A 14,648-nucleotide genomic window follows, 5' to 3' on the forward strand; every position below is an offset into this window, starting at 1 on the left:
ATGGGAACCGGCGCGCTGCTGGGCATGTTGAGCATCATCGCGGTGCTGCTGGCGCTGGCAGCCTGGCTGTGGGGCACGGCCAGCAGCCGTGAACAACGCCAGGTTTCAATGCGGCACGCCGAGCAGCAGCTTTCGCGCGGAAGCGCCACGGGCGGAGCACCCGCCGGGCCGTCCGTCACCGCTGCCAACGATCCGGCGCGGCCCGCCAGCACCGGGCGCCGCGTGCTGCCGCTGGATGGCCTGCTGCAGCGCGCAGGGCTGCAGACCGGCTGGAAAATTCCCATCATGCTGCTGGTACCGGGGCTGGTACTGTCGGTGGTGGCGATGCTGCGGCTGGGCACCGCATGGATGTTTCCGCTGACCCTGCTGCTGTACCTGCTTGGCTGCTGGCTGTGGGTGATGCGGCGGACCACGAAGCTGCGTGCGCAACTGCTGCATCAGCTGCCGGACTTCCTCGACAACCTGGTGCGGCTGACGGCACTGGGCAACAGCCTGCAGGCCGCGTTCCAGGTTGCTTCGATGCAGACCAGCGCGCCGTTGCGCGGGCTGCTGGACACTACGGTGCGCTTTGCGCGCAGTGGCATGGAGCTGGACCGTGCACTCGCACAGGCCTCGCATCCCTATCGCATGGATGTGTTGAAGGTGTTGTCGGTGGTGATCGGTGTCAGCGTGCGCATCGGCGGGCGCTCCGACCAGATCCTGCAGCGCATGGGCGATTTCATGCGCGATCTGGAACAGGCCCAGCAGGAGCTTGCGGCAACGACCTCGGAGACGCGCATGTCAGCCTGGGTGCTGGGCCTGCTGCCACCGGCCTGCGCGGTGCTGATGGCGATCGCCAGCCCGGACTTCTTCCAGCCGGTGCTGCACGATCCGCTTGGCCACAAGATCCTGCTGCTTGCACTGGGCATGGAGCTTGTCGGTGGCTTCCTGCTGTATCGCCTGGCCAAATCGCTATGAACCACCCCCGCCCCGCCGGAGACGACCGATGAGCGCCAGCGCCTGGTTCGCCCTCTCCCTGCTCGTACTGGCTGCAGGTATCGCCCTGCTGGGTATCGGCGGCTGGGTACGCAGCCATCGTGAGCAGCGTACAACGGCCACGTTGAAGACCGCCCTGCAGCCGCGCGAGGCGTCCCGTGACCCCGAACCTGCACGGCACGATTCGCTGGGCTGGCTCGAACGCTTCGGCCGTGCCCTCAGCGGCGGCCGCCTGGAAGCGGCATTGCTGGCCAATGAAGACCGGCTGCTGTTGGATCTGGCCGGGTGGAACACCCACCGCGGTACGGCCATCTACCTCGGCCTGCGCCTGCTGCTGGCCGTGCTGGTGCTGGCACTGGTGCTGACATTCAGCAGCGTCACCGGGCTGGCCAGGATCATGGTGATCATCGGCGCATTGGCCGCTGGCCTGCTGCTGCCCAAGTTCATTCTCTCCTCCTGGGTGAAGCGCCGTCGGCGCGCGGTCGACAACGAGCTGCCGCTGCTGATCGACCTGCTGCGCCTGCTGCAGGGCGTGGGCTTCAGCATGGACCAGAGCCTGCAGACGCTCGGCGACAAGCTGCGCGATGCATTGCCGGTCCTCGGCGGCGAGCTGCAGGAGGCCAACGTCGCCTATACCCATGGCCGCACGCGCGCGCAGTCGCTGCGCCGGCTGAGCGAGGTCTATGCAGACGATGACCTGACCAGCCTGATGCAGCTGATCCTGCAGGTGCACGCCCATGGCGGCGCGGTGCAGGAGCCGCTGCGGCAGTTCAGCATCCGCCTGCGCGAACAGCGTCGCAACACGCTGAAGGAAAAGGTCGGCAAGCTCTCGGTGAAGATGACCGTGGTGATGATGCTGACCCTGCTGCCAGCGCTGATGCTGGTCCTTGCCGGCCCGGCGCTGGTCGCGCTGGCCACTACCATGTCCAAGATGGGGTCCCCCTGATGCCTGCCCTGCGCACTTCCTGCCTGATTGTTGCCCTGGCCGCCGTTGCCGGCGCCAGCGGCTGTGCATCGACCACACCGAAGTACCTGCGCGCGCCCAGCCTGGCCGCGCCCGAACCGGCGCCGCAGGACAGCCGCAATGCCTACCTGGAGCTGATCGAACGCATGCAGCAGCAAGGCGCATGGTATGCCTCGCTCGCCCACGTCGACGCCTTCCGTCAGCGCTACGGCGATCCGCCGGCATTGCGTCTGCTGCAGGCCGACGCGCTGCGCGAGACCGGCCAGGCCGATGCTGCGATCGCCCTGTACCGCGATCTTTCCAGTGGTCCCCAGGCCGCCGCGGCCGCACATGGCCTGGGCCTGATTGCCGCGCGCCGCGACGACGACGCCGGCAGTGAGCAGGCACTGGCGCGGGCGACCGAACTGCAGCCATTGAATACAAGCTATCTCGGCGACCTCGGCTATGCGCGGCTGCGCGCCGGGCAGTTCGAGCGCGCGCGCGAACCCCTGGCCAAGGCGCTGGAGCTGTCGCCGGGCAATGCCAAGGCCACTGCCAACCTCGCGCTGTGGGCGGTGCTGCGTGGCGACACCACCACCGCCGAACGCCTCGCCCAGCAGGCCAACCTCAACGACGAGACCCGGCTCAGCATCCAGCAGCAGGCGGCGCAGATCCGTGCCCGCCTGCAGCAACGCCAGGCCGCATCGGCCGCTGCCGCAGCCGTGCCGGCCACTGCGCGTGCTCTCGCCAGAGATGCCGTCGGCAACCCGCCCGCCGCCACGCGACTGGCGGCGGAACCACGCCGCGACAGCCACGACGAACGCGATCCGCAGCGCCTGCCGCCCTCGATGCTGGAACGCTTCAGCACCTCCGACCACCCGAACGGGAACACACCATGACCGCGACGCCCCTGACCCGACGCCTGCTGCCCGTTCTGATCTGCCTGTTACCGGCCACTGCCGTGCAGGCGCAGCAACAGCCGCTGACCGGTCAGATGCTTGGCGGCAGCACGCCGACTGTGCCGACGTCGCAGCCGCTGCAGTCCGAGTCACTGGCCACCGTGGACCTGATGGCCCCGCCAGCACCGGTGCCGCAGGCGGCGCCCGCAGCAGTGGCCATCACCGATGGCAATACTGCAGCCGCGCGACCCGGCCGCAGCCAGATCGGCGATACCACGCGCAACCTGTTCCGCCTGCAGGCATCGGGGCAACAGGCCGGGCAGCACCTGCCGATCCTCGGCGACCAGGCGACGCTGAGCTACGCCCGCTACATGAAGAGCTTCGAACACGAGATCCCGGACTTCTTTGAAACCGATGTCGCCAAGTCCAAGGGATCATCCTCATCCGGACGCTGAGGTAGGCCATGAAACGCCCACGCCAGTTCAGTTTCAGCCGCCCACGGGGCGGCATGTCGATCACCATGATGCTGGTCATGCTGGCGTTGCTGGCGATGCTGGGCCTGATCGAGATCGGTTACCTGTTCTGGGCCAAGCGCGATGCGCAGAAAGTCGCTGATCTGGCCGCACTGGCTGGAGCGCAACGGCTGGAGCTGTGCACCTCGGACAACAGCGACAACAGTGCTGCGCGGCAGAGCGCACTCACCCAGAACAGGTTCGCTGGGAGCCTGGAAATCCGTTGCGGAAACTGGAACGTGACCCGGGCCACCGAGGGGCACTTCAGCCCGGCCGTCGATGCTGCGAATCAACGCAACGCCGTTCGTGTCATCACCCGCCGCGCGGTGCTTCCCTTCTTCGGGCAGAACAGCAGCCTGCCGACCGTGACCGCCCAGGCCGTGGCGCGCCGTGCAGAGCCCACGGCGGTTTTCAGTGTCGGCTCGCAACTGCTCCGCATCAACGGCAACTCACCACTGGGAAATGTCCTGAAACTAGTGGGTGCCGACCTCGACAAGACCACCCTGCTCGGCTACGACGGCCTTGCACAGGCGCATATCACCCCGAACGGACTGCTGCGGGCACTGGGCATTCCGATCGACGTCAACATGGGCGTGGCCGAGTTCAACAATCTGCTGGCGGGCCGCAAGGTCAAGCTGGGCAAGATCCTTCAGGCGACCGTTGACCTGCTCACCCAGCAGGGCGTTGCCCACGTGGACCTGAGTGCGCTGGAGAATGCCCTGGTCGTGCAGGGCATCGACCTCAAGCAGCTGGAGGTGAAACTCGGCTCCGATGACAGCGGCGGCGGCTTGTTCGCACGCGTGGTCGCGCCGGATGGAACGATTTCCAGCGCGCTGCAGGCCGATGTCAATGTGCTGGACCTCATAGGGACCAGCATCAGCATAGCCAATGGCGGCCGCGCGGTCTCGGTCAATGACCTCAACCTGTTGGGCCTGGTCAATGCGAAAGCCGCCGTGGTGGAGCCGCCGTCGATCGCCATCGGAGGCATTGGCTCGCGCGCCTACAACGCGCAGATCCGCGTCTTCCTCGACATCGACACCAACAACATCCCCGTTGCAGGCGGCGTACTTTCACTGCTGGGCATCCGCCTGAAGCTGCCGGTCCATGCAGACGTGACCAATGCAATGGCGACCCTGACCAGCCTGCAATGTGGCAGCACGCCTCCCACGGCGACGATCAAGGTCGAGTCCTCCGTGCTGCGCGCCTGCGTCGGCAAGGTGGCCGACAGCGAGCGGTTTTCCAAGCAGAATGTCTGTGGCGACACCCTGCAGAAGGAACAGATGCTGACACTGCTCGGCGCCCCGTTGATCAATGACAGCATCAAGGTCAATACGCTGACCGACACGCAAAGCCTCACCCTCCCCGCCGGCGCGACCGGTTCAACCCAGGTCAACTCCCTGGAGGTGGGCACCGCCGTGTCCGAGCTGGTCAGCGAACTGCTGCGCGTACTGTCCGGGGTGCTCGATCCGCGCGACGATGGCATGAGCCAGGGCTCGACCGCAGCGCAGTTGGCCGATCGCTACCTGAAAGCAGCCAACGTTGGTCGCAAGCGATACGATGTCGACGCAACCATCAAGCTGCTGGAATTCGGAGACAGTACGCAGGGATTGAAACCACTGGGAAACTGGGACATCACCAAGGGGGTACCGACCAGCTGTGTGCTGGTGACCTGCATGGTCGACGGCAAGGTCTGGCAAGGATTCCGCAACGCAGTGACCGGGGTTGGCTCGGGGCTCCTCGATGGCGTCCTGGGAGCGCTTGTGGGTGGGCTGCTGGTCAAGCAGTGCAACAGCCTGATCGGCGCCCTGGATGACACCACCTACAACAATTGCATGAAGTACAACCTGACTTCCTACCTGCAGACCGCCGATGCCGGCTTCCTGGACCAGTTCGCCGGCGACGGCGTCACCGCCCCCGGCAATGGCCCGGTCAGTTGTTCGGGCCTGCTGTGCTTCCTGCTGAAGCCCGCCCTGGACGTCCTGAAGCCGCTACTCAACAGTGTCGGCTCGCTGCTGCGCTCACTGCTTGCCCAGGTACTGGGCCTGGAACTGGGCCGTACGGATGTGCATGTCCAGTCCATCCAGTGCACGCCCGCACAACTGGTCTACTGACCCGTGACGGGCGCCCTTGGCGGCGCCCGCGCACATGCTAGACTCCCGGCGGGGAACCACCTTCATCTCAACCCACACTCATCCGTGGATGGTCTAGACATGCGAGAAACTTCAGGGGGCGCGGTCTTCGCCCGGCACGCGCGCGGCGCGGCACTGCTGGCCGTGGCCATGATGCTGGTGGCACCGGCGGCGATGGCTGCCCGTAGCGACCGCGAAGCAGCCGCAGAGCCGGCCGCACGTACCGCACCGGTGGTGCGCAACACCGTTGACGAGCTCAAGCAGCTGATGGATGCCCGCCAGCTGACCGAGCTGCGCACCACCTACAACGGCAATTACGGCGCCAGCCTGCTGTTCAATGCCAACACCCTGACCTACTACGTCGCCCTGTTCCAGGAGAAGAATTTCTGGCGGGTGATCAAGACCGATGCCGTCGACAACGCCGAGCGTGTCTACCGCACCTTCGCGCAGCAGTCCGAGCAGCTGGCCCAGGTCTACATCGACACCACCCGCCTGGAGGCCGGCAAGCGCTATACCGAGCGCCTGGTGGCCTACAACGAGGAACGCCTGCGCACCCTGCAGCAGGAAATGGAACAGCAGCAGGCACAGTCGGCCCAGGTCAGCGCCGCCCTTCAGCAGGCCCAGCAGCAGGCGGTCAGCCTGAGCAGCGACGTGCAGAGCACCAACAGCCAGTTGGATTCCCTGCAGCGCCGCATCCAGATCCTGCAGGCCGAACAGGGCAACCCGGAGCTGAGCCTGCCCAAGCCGGACAGCGTGCCCTCGCCGGCACCGGCGGCTGCCAGCGACGGTCGCTGAGGTCCAGCACCTCGCATCCTGTCCAACGGCGCCTGCGGGCGCCGTTGTCGTTTCCGGCACCATTTCGTTTCAGCGGCACGCCTCATGCACGGCATCGTCCAGTTGCCGGCGCTGCACGAAGTCCATGCGCTTGCCATTGGCCAGCACCTTTGCGCGTTGCTGCCGCGCGCGCTCACAGGCGGCAGGATCCGCGCTGATCGATATCAGTGCAGCCCGCGCACGCGCCTGCGGTACCACACGCGGACGGCTTGAGGCTGGGCTCGCCGCCTTGGCCACGGTTGCACCCGTTGAGGCCGGCTCCGCCGGCACCTCCCAGCGCCATTCCGCATGCCCCTGGCACGGCGTCTGCTGGTAGACCGGATGCGGCCCGTCCACGCATTTGTAGACGTTGGTCTGAGCGTGCGCGCCCGCGGCCAGCAGCAGGCACAACAGCGGACTCCAATACGCATTCAACATCGCAGGCTCCTCAGCAGGGCTACCGCCATCCTCAATGCCGGAACGGCTTCGTGCCAGAGCGATATGCGTCACATCCGGTGTAATCCAGCACAGCCGTGCAAGTCGCCGGCCTGGCGCTGCGCTGTACTGCCGGAGGCACCGGCACAACTGCCAGTGCCTTCCCTCCCTTCCGCCAAGGAAACCGCAATGAGCAACTTCGTCACCGTCGCCGACGGCGCCCGCATCTTCTACAAGGATTGGGGTACCGGCCAGCCGATCGTGTTCGCCCACGGCTGGCCGCTGTCGTCCGATGCCTGGGACCCGCAGATGCTGTTCATGGGCCAGAACGGCTTCCGCGTGATCGCTCACGACCGTCGCAGCCACGGCCGCTCCAGCCAGACCTGGGACGGCAACGACATGGACACCTACGCCGATGACCTGGCCGCAGTGATCGAAGCACTGGACCTGAAGGATGCGATCCTGGTCGGCCATTCCACCGGTGGCGGCGAAGTGGCCCACTACATCGGCCGCCACGGCAGCAAGCGCGTGGCCAAGGTGGTGCTGGTCGGCGCGGTGCCGCCGCTGATGCTGAAGACCGAAGCCAACCCGGCCGGCACCCCGTTGGAAGTCTTCGACGGCATCCGCAAGGGCACCGGCGGCGACCGCTCGCAGTTCTTCAAGGACCTGACCACGCCGTTCTTCGGCGCCAACCGCGACGGCAACACCGTTACCCAGGGCATGCGTGATGCGTTCTGGCTGCAGGGCATGCTCGGCGGCGTCAAGGGTCAGTACGACTGCGTGCACGAGTTCTCGGAAGTGGACTACACCGAGGACCTGAAGAAGATCGATGTGCCGGCGCTGGTCGTGCACGGTGATGACGACCAGATCGTGCCGTTCGATGCCTCGGCCAAGCTGTCCTCGCAGATCATCAAGGACGCCGAGTTGAAGGTGTACCCCGGTGCGCCGCACGGCCTGACCGTTACCCACGCCGACCAGTTCAACGCCGACCTGCTGGCGTTCGCGCGTAAGTGATTCACCGCGGCGGCGCTACCCAGCGCCGCCGCACAAAAAAGGGGACGGAGGGGATCAACTCGTTTGTGCACAAACGACTTGATCCCCTCCATCCCCTTTTTGTCAGATGTCGCTGTGGTGGTGCGGGACCCCGGTCTTCGGCAGCGGGTCATGCCCACCCACGAAGTGGCGTACCACCGGTGCGCGCTCACCGCGATGCAGTTCCCGCAGCACTTCCTGGATCGCCTTGTCGTCGGCGGTGATGCGCTCGTGCTGGCGCAGGTGCTCCAGCCACGACGGGGTCACGAAATACTCCAGGTGGATGCCCGGGCTGGCCACATCCTCGACCACGCCCCAGACCACGGCCCCATCGCGGCGGCGGATCGTGCCCAGCGCGCGCATCTGCGCCTGGAACGCGGCACGATCAGCATCGTCGATGCGGTACTCGATGGTGACCAGCACCGGGCCGCGATCATTCGACACCGGTACCGACAGCTCTGGTGCCGGCCAGTGCCCGGCCGGACGCAGGTTCAGGTCTTCGGTACCGGCGATGCGCACGCGCCACACCAGCAATCCGCCGATCACCGCACCTGCGGCAGCCACCAGCAACGCCAGCTCCGGCGAGGTACGCTGAGCCAGCGCACCCCAGCTCAGGCCACCGGCCGCCATGCCGGCGGAGAACACCATGATGTACAGCGCCAGTGCACGCGCGCGTACCCACGCTGGTACCGCGGTCTGGGCGGCAATCTGCAGTGACGACAGCACGGTGATCCAGGCAAAACCGTTGATCAGCATCACCAATGGCAGCACGTACCAGCTGCGGGTCAGCGCCAGCCCGACCAGGCTCAGCGCAAGTGAGAGCGTGGCCAGCAGCACCAGCAGGTCGCGATCCATCTGCGCGCGCAGCTTCGGCAGCAGCAAGGCACCGCCCACTGCACCGATACCGATGCAGCCCAGCAGCATGCCGTACTGCCCGGCACCACCCTGCATCTGGCCGCGTACCACCACCGGCAGCAGTGCATTCATCGCCGCAGCAAAGAAGAAGAAGCCGACCGACTTGATCAGTACCGCCTGCAGGCGTCCGGCACGGCTGGCATAACGCAGGCCCGCCTTCAGCCCTGCGCCAAAACCCTCCGGCGGCAGGCTCGACTGCTTCGGGTCGCGCTTCCAGCCCCACACCACGAACAGCATCGCGGCGAAGGTGATGGCGTTGAAGCCGAACGCCCAGACCGCACCCAGCTGCGCCACGATCACACCGCCGATAGCCGGGCCGATCGAGCGCGCGATGTTGATGCCGATCGAGTTCAGCGCCACTGCCGAAGCCAGCATCGGTTGCGGCACCAGTTCAGACACGATCGCGGCCTGCGCCGGCATCGCCATCGCTGCACCGCACCCCATGCAGAAGGTCAGCAGCACCAGCAGCTGCGGGGTGAGCATGTCCATCGCGGTAAGTGTCGCCATTATCGCGGCGACCAGCAGCATCCAGCCCTGGGTCGCCAGCAGGTACCTGCGGCGATCGACGATGTCGGCAAGCGTTCCGGCGGCCAGCGCCAGCAGCACGATCGGCACGGTGGTGGCCGACTGCACCAGGGCAACCATCAACGGCGAGCCGGTACGCTCGGCCATCACCCAGGCGGCGGCCACGTCGTTGACCCAGGTGCCGATGTTGCTGGCCAGGATCGCCAGCCAGATCGAGCGGAACATCCTGATCTTCAGCGGGGACCAGGCACCTGCGGCCTGTGCGGGGGGTTGCGACGCGGTTGCGTTCACCATTGCCATGCTCCAACGATCGAGGCGAACAGCGTGTCCTGGCCACCGGCCTGCTTCAGCGCAGGACCCGCATCGACCCAGGCCAGCTGCAGCTGCCATTGCCAGTGTTCGCTGGCCTGCCAGCGGGTTTCGGATTTGTATTGGGTGCCTATCCGGCGTGCACCTCCGGCCGTGCCGGGCAAGGCCACCAGGGGTGCCGGCGTGGTGTAGACCGCATCGGCACGACGATGCTTCCAGGCCATCTGTACGCCCAGCTCCGTCGTCACCGCGTCGTGCAGGCGGAGGGTCAGGGTCGGCTGGACGTCCATCAGGTTGGCCGGGGCCAGCAGGCTGGCCTCGCTGAAGTAGGCCGATTTCGGGAACAGTGCGTTGAAGGTTCCCAGGCGGCCGTCATGCAGATTGCCATCGCCACTGGCGATGTCCGCCTTCAGCCCCAACCGCGGTTGCAGCGGCAGGTCCGTCCAGCGCCAGCCGGTGTCGGTGGCCAGCGTCCAGGCGCGGATGTCGAGCGTAGCTGCCGAGGTGCGCAGTTCACCGCCCTGCGCCACCAGTTCACTGTTCCAGTCCAGTGAACCGGACTGGCCGAACCAGCGCGTACCCACGGTCTGCCGCCGTTCGATGCCGGAGCCCGCCGCGAAGCGCGCACCTTCGCGGCGATAGTCCAGCAGGTACAGATCCCACTGTCCTGCGCCCTGCCCGCGTGCCGTGATGGCATAGGCACCCCACAGGTGGGCACCGTGTTCGCCATGATCATCGAAGGCTCCCGGCCGGTTCTGCACCGGCCGCAGCGCCATCAGGTCAAGCGTGCCGAGGCGGCCCTTCCACCCCAGGCGCGCACCATCGAAGGCCAGGCGGATATTCGGCCCATCGCGCACCGACAGCAGCCGCGAGCTGCCATAGCCGGCTTCCTGCCGGCCCAGTTGCAGGTGGAAGCTGCCACGCTGCCAGCGCCAGTACGCCTGCTGCACGTCCAGCGCGCTGCGGTCGGTGCGGCCAGGGCCGCCTGCCTTGCCATTCTCAGCATGCGCGCCCAACTGCAGCTTTGCCTGCCAGCTGTCCTCCACATAGGTGACCGAGGCCAGCGCACGCAGCAGGCCATAGCCATCTTCGCTGCCACCAATACCGAACCGGGTCGGGTCGTAGTACAGGCCACGCAGGCGCAGTGAGGCATCCCACTGCAATTGGCCGTCACCTGCGTCAGTGCAGCGGCCACCCTCGCAGGCCAGCGCCAGCGATGGCACGGCCAGCAGCACCAGGCTCAGAACGCGAAGCACGAGCATCCCATCGCGCCCCAGAAGGCGGCCAGGTCATCGGTGGGCGCCGCATGTTGCGCGGCATGACCGTGAGCACCATGCGTACTGCAGGCCACGCCGTGATGGTGGCGATGGGCGGCGGCCAACCCGGTGGCAGCACCGCCGACATGGTAGCCACCGAACCGGTTGACCGGCGACCAGTTGGGCATCGCCGGCGGCAGCTGCGGCGCCAGGCCGGCGTAGTCGCCGTCGGCATGCACGATGCGGCCACCGACCACGGTCAGCACGCTGGTGATGTCGGCGATCTGCGCATCGTCGACGCGGAAGAAGTCGGCCGAGAGCAGGATGAAGTCGGCCAGCTGGCCGGCTTTCAGCGTGCCCTTCACCGCCTCGTCGCCGGAGAACCAGGCGCTGCCCTGGGTCCACAGGCGCAGGGCCTGTTCGCGTTCAAGCAGGTTCTCATCACCATACAGGGCCAGCCCGCCCACGGTGCGCCCGGTCACCAGCCAGGACAACGCCACCCACGGGTTGTAGCTGGCCACGCGGGTGGCGTCGGTACCGGCACCGACCGGCACGCCTTCGGCCAGCATGCGCCTGACCGGCGGCGTATGCCGTGCGGCCTGCACGCCATAGCGCTCGACGAAGGCTTCGCCCTGGTAGGCCATGCGGTGCTGCACGGCGATGCCGCCCCCCAGCGCGCGGATGCGTTCGATGTTGCGCGGGGTGATGGTCTCGGCGTGGTCGATGAACCAGTGCAGGCCATCGAACGGCACCTCACGGTTGACCTGTTCGTAGACATCGAGAATGCGGCTGATGCTCTCGTCGTAGGTGGCGTGGATGCGGAACGGCCAACGCTTCTCGACCAGCAGCTTCACCACGTCGTGCAGTTCCGGCTCCAGTTCTGGTGGCAGCTCCGGTCGCGGCTCGTTGAACAGCTCGAAATCAGCCGCGGAGAACACCAGCATCTCGCCGGCACCGTTGTGGCGCAGCAGGTCATCGCCCTGGCGCGGCTGCAGGATCTCGCTCCAGCCACGGAAGTCATCCACTTCCCTGCCCTTGTTCTGGGTGAACAGGTTGTAGGCGATGCGCACCGTCAACTGGTCATCGCGGTGCAGCTGCTCGATGACCTGGTAGTCCTCGGGGTAGTTCTGGAAGCCGCCGCCGGCGTCGATCACCGAGGTGATGCCGAGCCGGTTCAGTTCGCGCATGAAGTGGCGCGTCGAGTTCGCCTGGTATTCGATCGGCAGGCGCGGGCCCTTGGCCAGCGTGGCGTACAGGATCAACGCATTGGGTTTGGCCAGCAGCAGCCCGGTCGGGTTGCCCAGCGAATCACGCACGATCTGCCCGCCCGGCGGATCCGGCGTGTCCTTGCTGTAGCCGCACGCGCGCAGCGCGGCACGGTTGAGCAGCGCGCGGTCGTACAGGTGCAGCAGGAACACCGGCGTATCCGGCGCGATGTCATTGAGCTCCTGCAGCGTCGGCAGGCGCTTCTCGTTGAACTGCGCGGCAGTGAAGCCACCGACCACGCGTACCCACTGCGGTGCGGGCGTGCGGTCGACCTGGGCCTTCAGCATGTCCAGGGCGTCGCCCAGCGAGCGCAGGCCGTCCCAGCGCAGTTCCAGGTTGTAGTTCAGGCCACCACGGATCAGGTGGGTGTGGCTGTCGTTGAGGCCGGGTAGCAGGCGCCGGCCCTGCGCGTCGATCAGGGTCGCTTCATTGCCCCAGCCACGCATGATGTCCTCGTCGCTGCCAACGGCGACGATACGCCCGTCCTGAACGGCCAGCGCCTGCGCATGCGGCTGCTGCGGATCGAGCGTGGTAATGCGGGCATTGCGGATGACCAGCGTGCTCATGCGACGCTCCTTGGAAGTGGAATCGAGTGCAGCACCGGCGCGACCGGCCAGGCTGAGCGCAACAGCGGCACCGCTGGCCAGCACCACGTTGCGGCGGCCGTGATCGAGTGGATCGTGACTCATGCGAGGTCTCCCGGAAGTCGGTGGACGTCCAGCGCCCAGGTGCCGGGCCCGGCCAGCGCGATGGCCAGCAGTACCGTGGTCCACATCAACGGGTACTCACTGCCACCGCGCATCCAGAACCATCCCCTGGGCAGGGCCAACAGGACGGTGAAGCCGATGAAAGCGGCCGCCGCAAGCGCGGCGATACGGGTCTGCCATCCCAGCAGCACGGCCAGCCCGGACAGCACCTGCAACAGGGCCAGCAACAGTGGCAAAGGTGCCACCGCTGGCAGCCCGAAGCCGCGCAGCTCGGTGGCGAAACCAGAGAGCCCCGGACCGCCGAACCAGCCGAACAGCTTGCCCAGCGCGTGCGGCAGCAGGAAGCCTCCAGCCGCCACGCGCAGCATCAGCAGGGCCAGGTCGAGGCCATGGCCAGCCAGCATGCTCAGTGCCCGCCTTCCTGCGCGCCGAACATGCGCTTGGCGTACTGGATGCCGATGCCATAGCCACCCGCGTGATCGCGCGCGATGCCGGTGGTCAGGTCGTAGGTTTCCCCGCGTGCCCAGTCGCGCTGCAGTTCGAGCAGGTACTGCACGCTGGTCATCGGCACCGCGCCGGCCTGCACCATGCGGGTGATCGCACGCTCGTGCGCTTCTTCGCTGACATCACCACAGGCATCGGTGATCACATATACCTCGAAGCCCTGCGCCAGTGCCGACAGCGCCGGGCCGACGATGCAGACGCTGGTCCACAGGCCGGCCATCACCAGCCGGCGCTTGCCGATACGGTTGATCTCGTCGATCACCGGCTGGTCTTCCCAGGTATTCATCGAGGTGCGGTCGAACACCGTCTGGCCCGGGAAGATCTGCGGCAGTTCGGGGAACATCGGGCCGGAGAACGAGGCTTCCGCCACCGTGGTCAGCAGCACCGGCACGTGGAAGCCCTTGGCACCCTTGCTGATCAGCGACACGTTGTTGCGCAGCGCGGAGATGTCGATGGTGTGCGTGGCAAACGCCATCTGCGACTGGAGGTCGATCAGCACCAGGGCGTGGTCGGTCGGCGACAGCAGCGCCGGGGCGGGAGTGGCGGTGGCAAGGCTCATGGATGGACTCCGTTGGAAACACGATCAAGGGGAAGCAACAGGGCGGCATCGCCGGCGACGTACTGGCCGGGGCTGCAGCCGGTCTCCGCGCGGAAGCTGCGGACGAAATGGCTCTGGTCGAAGAAGCCCAGCTGCTGGGCCAGGCAGGCCATCGGCAACTGCGCACCCGGCAGCAGCTGGCGCGCACGCTCGATGCGGCGGCGACGCACATAGCGCAACGGGCTGGCACCGGTACCGGTACGGAACAGGCGCACCAGATGGAAGCGGCTGACGCAGGCGGCCGCCGCCAGCTCGGTCACCCGCAGCGGCTGCGACAGGTGTTCATCGACATAGCGCAATGCACGCTGCAATGCTGCGACCTGCTGTGGTGCCAGCGACGCAGCGGGGAATTCCTGTGGAGTAACGGTGGCCATCGAGGTCGCCGCGAGGGGGTGGCCCATGGTGCGGGGCGCCTGCACGATGCCCTACCCCCGTCGGTCGAGGCCAGCACCTACCCGAATGGGGGAGGCCGGCGGCCGATCACGCGGCGACCGAACAGCCGTGCGTCCAGCGAATAGGCGCCCGGCCCCAACACCAGCAGGGCCAGAGGCAGCAGCGCCAGTGGCCAAGGCCCGGGCAGCGTGGACAGACCCGCGGCCGTCATCACTGCCGCCAGTGGTGTCAGCACACCAAGTGCGAGCATCGCTACGGCCAGCAGGTACAAGGCCGACCACCAGCCGCCTGGCATACCGGGCCCGCAAAGAGCGGCCGCAACGCACAGCCGCAGCCACAGCAGGCCGAGGCCCGGGCCACGGTCGGGAAACATCACGAACAGGCGCTGCATGACCGGGCTCCACGGGGCATGCCGGCGTGATATCGAAACGGACCGC

General features: G+C 67.0%; 15 protein-coding genes. 7 read left to right on the forward strand and 8 right to left on the reverse strand.

Annotated elements, in window-relative coordinates:
• From M1L61_RS13325 to M1L61_RS13350, 6 genes are all read left to right on the forward strand, one after another.
• Window positions 1-957, forward strand: coding sequence for a type II secretion system F family protein (locus M1L61_RS13325; RefSeq protein ID WP_049410331.1), 957 nt, complete (start codon window positions 1-3; stop codon window positions 955-957).
• 28 nt (window positions 958-985) lie between these two features.
• Window positions 986-1,921, forward strand: coding sequence for a type II secretion system F family protein (locus M1L61_RS13330; protein ID WP_248853624.1), 936 nt, complete (start codon window positions 986-988; stop codon window positions 1,919-1,921).
• A complete protein-coding gene (locus tag M1L61_RS13335; RefSeq protein ID WP_248853625.1) occupies window positions 1,921-2,817 on the forward strand; it encodes a Flp pilus assembly protein TadD in 897 nt (298 codons plus the stop codon). The genes M1L61_RS13330 and M1L61_RS13335 overlap by 1 nt, the downstream gene beginning before the upstream one ends.
• Complete coding sequence (locus tag M1L61_RS13340) at window positions 2,814-3,272, forward strand: DUF3613 domain-containing protein (RefSeq protein WP_248853626.1); 459 nt, start codon at window positions 2,814-2,816, stop codon at window positions 3,270-3,272. The genes M1L61_RS13335 and M1L61_RS13340 overlap by 4 nt, the downstream gene beginning before the upstream one ends.
• A gap of 8 nt (window positions 3,273-3,280) precedes the next feature.
• Window positions 3,281-5,440 carry a TadG family pilus assembly protein gene (locus M1L61_RS13345; protein WP_248853627.1) on the forward strand — a complete coding sequence of 720 codons (2,160 nt, stop codon included), beginning with the start codon at window positions 3,281-3,283 and terminating at the stop codon, window positions 5,438-5,440.
• 99 nt (window positions 5,441-5,539) lie between these two features.
• A complete protein-coding gene (locus M1L61_RS13350; protein ID WP_019337873.1) occupies window positions 5,540-6,253 on the forward strand; it encodes a DUF2968 domain-containing protein in 714 nt (237 codons plus the stop codon).
• Window positions 6,254-6,322: 69 nt separating this feature from the next.
• On the opposite strand, the gene M1L61_RS13355 is transcribed toward M1L61_RS13350, so the two are convergent.
• Window positions 6,323-6,709, reverse strand: a complete 387-nt coding sequence (locus tag M1L61_RS13355) for a hypothetical protein (protein ID WP_248854781.1) — start codon at window positions 6,707-6,709, stop codon at window positions 6,323-6,325.
• A 186-nt stretch (window positions 6,710-6,895) separates the two neighbouring features.
• Here M1L61_RS13355 and M1L61_RS13360 point away from each other — a divergent pair, with 186 nt between their 5' ends.
• Complete coding sequence (locus M1L61_RS13360) at window positions 6,896-7,720, forward strand: alpha/beta hydrolase (protein WP_049480843.1); 825 nt, start codon at window positions 6,896-6,898, stop codon at window positions 7,718-7,720.
• Between the two features lie 102 nt (window positions 7,721-7,822).
• On the opposite strand, the gene M1L61_RS13365 is transcribed toward M1L61_RS13360, so the two are convergent.
• The 7 genes from M1L61_RS13365 to M1L61_RS13395 form a co-directional block, all read right to left on the reverse strand.
• On the reverse strand, window positions 7,823-9,472 hold the full coding sequence (locus M1L61_RS13365) for an MFS transporter (protein WP_241885242.1): 1,650 nt from the start codon (window positions 9,470-9,472) through the stop codon (window positions 7,823-7,825).
• On the reverse strand, window positions 9,466-10,749 hold the full coding sequence (locus tag M1L61_RS13370; protein ID WP_248853628.1) for an alginate export family protein: 1,284 nt from the start codon (window positions 10,747-10,749) through the stop codon (window positions 9,466-9,468). Before M1L61_RS13370 ends, M1L61_RS13365 begins: the two co-directional genes overlap by 7 nt.
• On the reverse strand, window positions 10,728-12,575 hold the full coding sequence (locus M1L61_RS13375) for an amidohydrolase (RefSeq protein ID WP_248854782.1): 1,848 nt from the start codon (window positions 12,573-12,575) through the stop codon (window positions 10,728-10,730). The genes M1L61_RS13370 and M1L61_RS13375 overlap by 22 nt, the downstream gene beginning before the upstream one ends.
• A gap of 119 nt (window positions 12,576-12,694) precedes the next feature.
• Window positions 12,695-13,120, reverse strand: a complete 426-nt coding sequence (locus tag M1L61_RS13380; RefSeq protein ID WP_005410009.1) for a DoxX family membrane protein — start codon at window positions 13,118-13,120, stop codon at window positions 12,695-12,697.
• Window positions 13,121-13,122: 2 nt separating this feature from the next.
• Complete coding sequence (locus M1L61_RS13385) at window positions 13,123-13,779, reverse strand: hydrolase (protein ID WP_191849552.1); 657 nt, start codon at window positions 13,777-13,779, stop codon at window positions 13,123-13,125.
• Window positions 13,776-14,219, reverse strand: a complete 444-nt coding sequence (locus M1L61_RS13390; protein WP_019337880.1) for an AraC family transcriptional regulator — start codon at window positions 14,217-14,219, stop codon at window positions 13,776-13,778. Before M1L61_RS13390 ends, M1L61_RS13385 begins: the two co-directional genes overlap by 4 nt.
• A 50-nt stretch (window positions 14,220-14,269) precedes the next feature.
• Window positions 14,270-14,602 (reverse strand): hypothetical protein, encoded by a 333-nt coding sequence (locus tag M1L61_RS13395; protein ID WP_248853629.1) that lies wholly within the window; start codon window positions 14,600-14,602, stop codon window positions 14,270-14,272.
• Window positions 14,603-14,648: the final 46 nt, after the last annotated feature.

Source organism: Stenotrophomonas sp. NY11291 (assembly GCF_023277365.1).
GTDB classification, from domain to species: Bacteria; Pseudomonadota; Gammaproteobacteria; order Xanthomonadales; family Xanthomonadaceae; genus Stenotrophomonas; species Stenotrophomonas geniculata.

Coding starts and splice junctions, on each gene's coding strand:
- M1L61_RS13325 (WP_049410331.1), top strand. CDS start 1: ATGGGAACCGGCGCGCTGCTGGGCATGTTGAGCATCATCGCGGTGCTG.
- M1L61_RS13330 (WP_248853624.1), top strand. CDS start 986: ATGAGCGCCAGCGCCTGGTTCGCCCTCTCCCTGCTCGTACTGGCTGCA.
- M1L61_RS13335 (WP_248853625.1), top strand. CDS start 1,921: ATGCCTGCCCTGCGCACTTCCTGCCTGATTGTTGCCCTGGCCGCCGTT.
- M1L61_RS13340 (WP_248853626.1), top strand. CDS start 2,814: ATGACCGCGACGCCCCTGACCCGACGCCTGCTGCCCGTTCTGATCTGC.
- M1L61_RS13345 (WP_248853627.1), top strand. CDS start 3,281: ATGAAACGCCCACGCCAGTTCAGTTTCAGCCGCCCACGGGGCGGCATG.
- M1L61_RS13350 (WP_019337873.1), top strand. CDS start 5,540: ATGCGAGAAACTTCAGGGGGCGCGGTCTTCGCCCGGCACGCGCGCGGC.
- M1L61_RS13355 (WP_248854781.1), bottom strand. CDS start 6,709: ATGTTGAATGCGTATTGGAGTCCGCTGTTGTGCCTGCTGCTGGCCGCG.
- M1L61_RS13360 (WP_049480843.1), top strand. CDS start 6,896: ATGAGCAACTTCGTCACCGTCGCCGACGGCGCCCGCATCTTCTACAAG.
- M1L61_RS13365 (WP_241885242.1), bottom strand. CDS start 9,472: ATGGTGAACGCAACCGCGTCGCAACCCCCCGCACAGGCCGCAGGTGCC.
- M1L61_RS13370 (WP_248853628.1), bottom strand. CDS start 10,749: ATGCTCGTGCTTCGCGTTCTGAGCCTGGTGCTGCTGGCCGTGCCATCG.
- M1L61_RS13375 (WP_248854782.1), bottom strand. CDS start 12,575: ATGAGCACGCTGGTCATCCGCAATGCCCGCATTACCACGCTCGATCCG.
- M1L61_RS13380 (WP_005410009.1), bottom strand. CDS start 13,120: ATGCTGGCTGGCCATGGCCTCGACCTGGCCCTGCTGATGCTGCGCGTG.
- M1L61_RS13385 (WP_191849552.1), bottom strand. CDS start 13,779: ATGAGCCTTGCCACCGCCACTCCCGCCCCGGCGCTGCTGTCGCCGACC.
- M1L61_RS13390 (WP_019337880.1), bottom strand. CDS start 14,219: ATGGGCCACCCCCTCGCGGCGACCTCGATGGCCACCGTTACTCCACAG.
- M1L61_RS13395 (WP_248853629.1), bottom strand. CDS start 14,602: ATGCAGCGCCTGTTCGTGATGTTTCCCGACCGTGGCCCGGGCCTCGGC.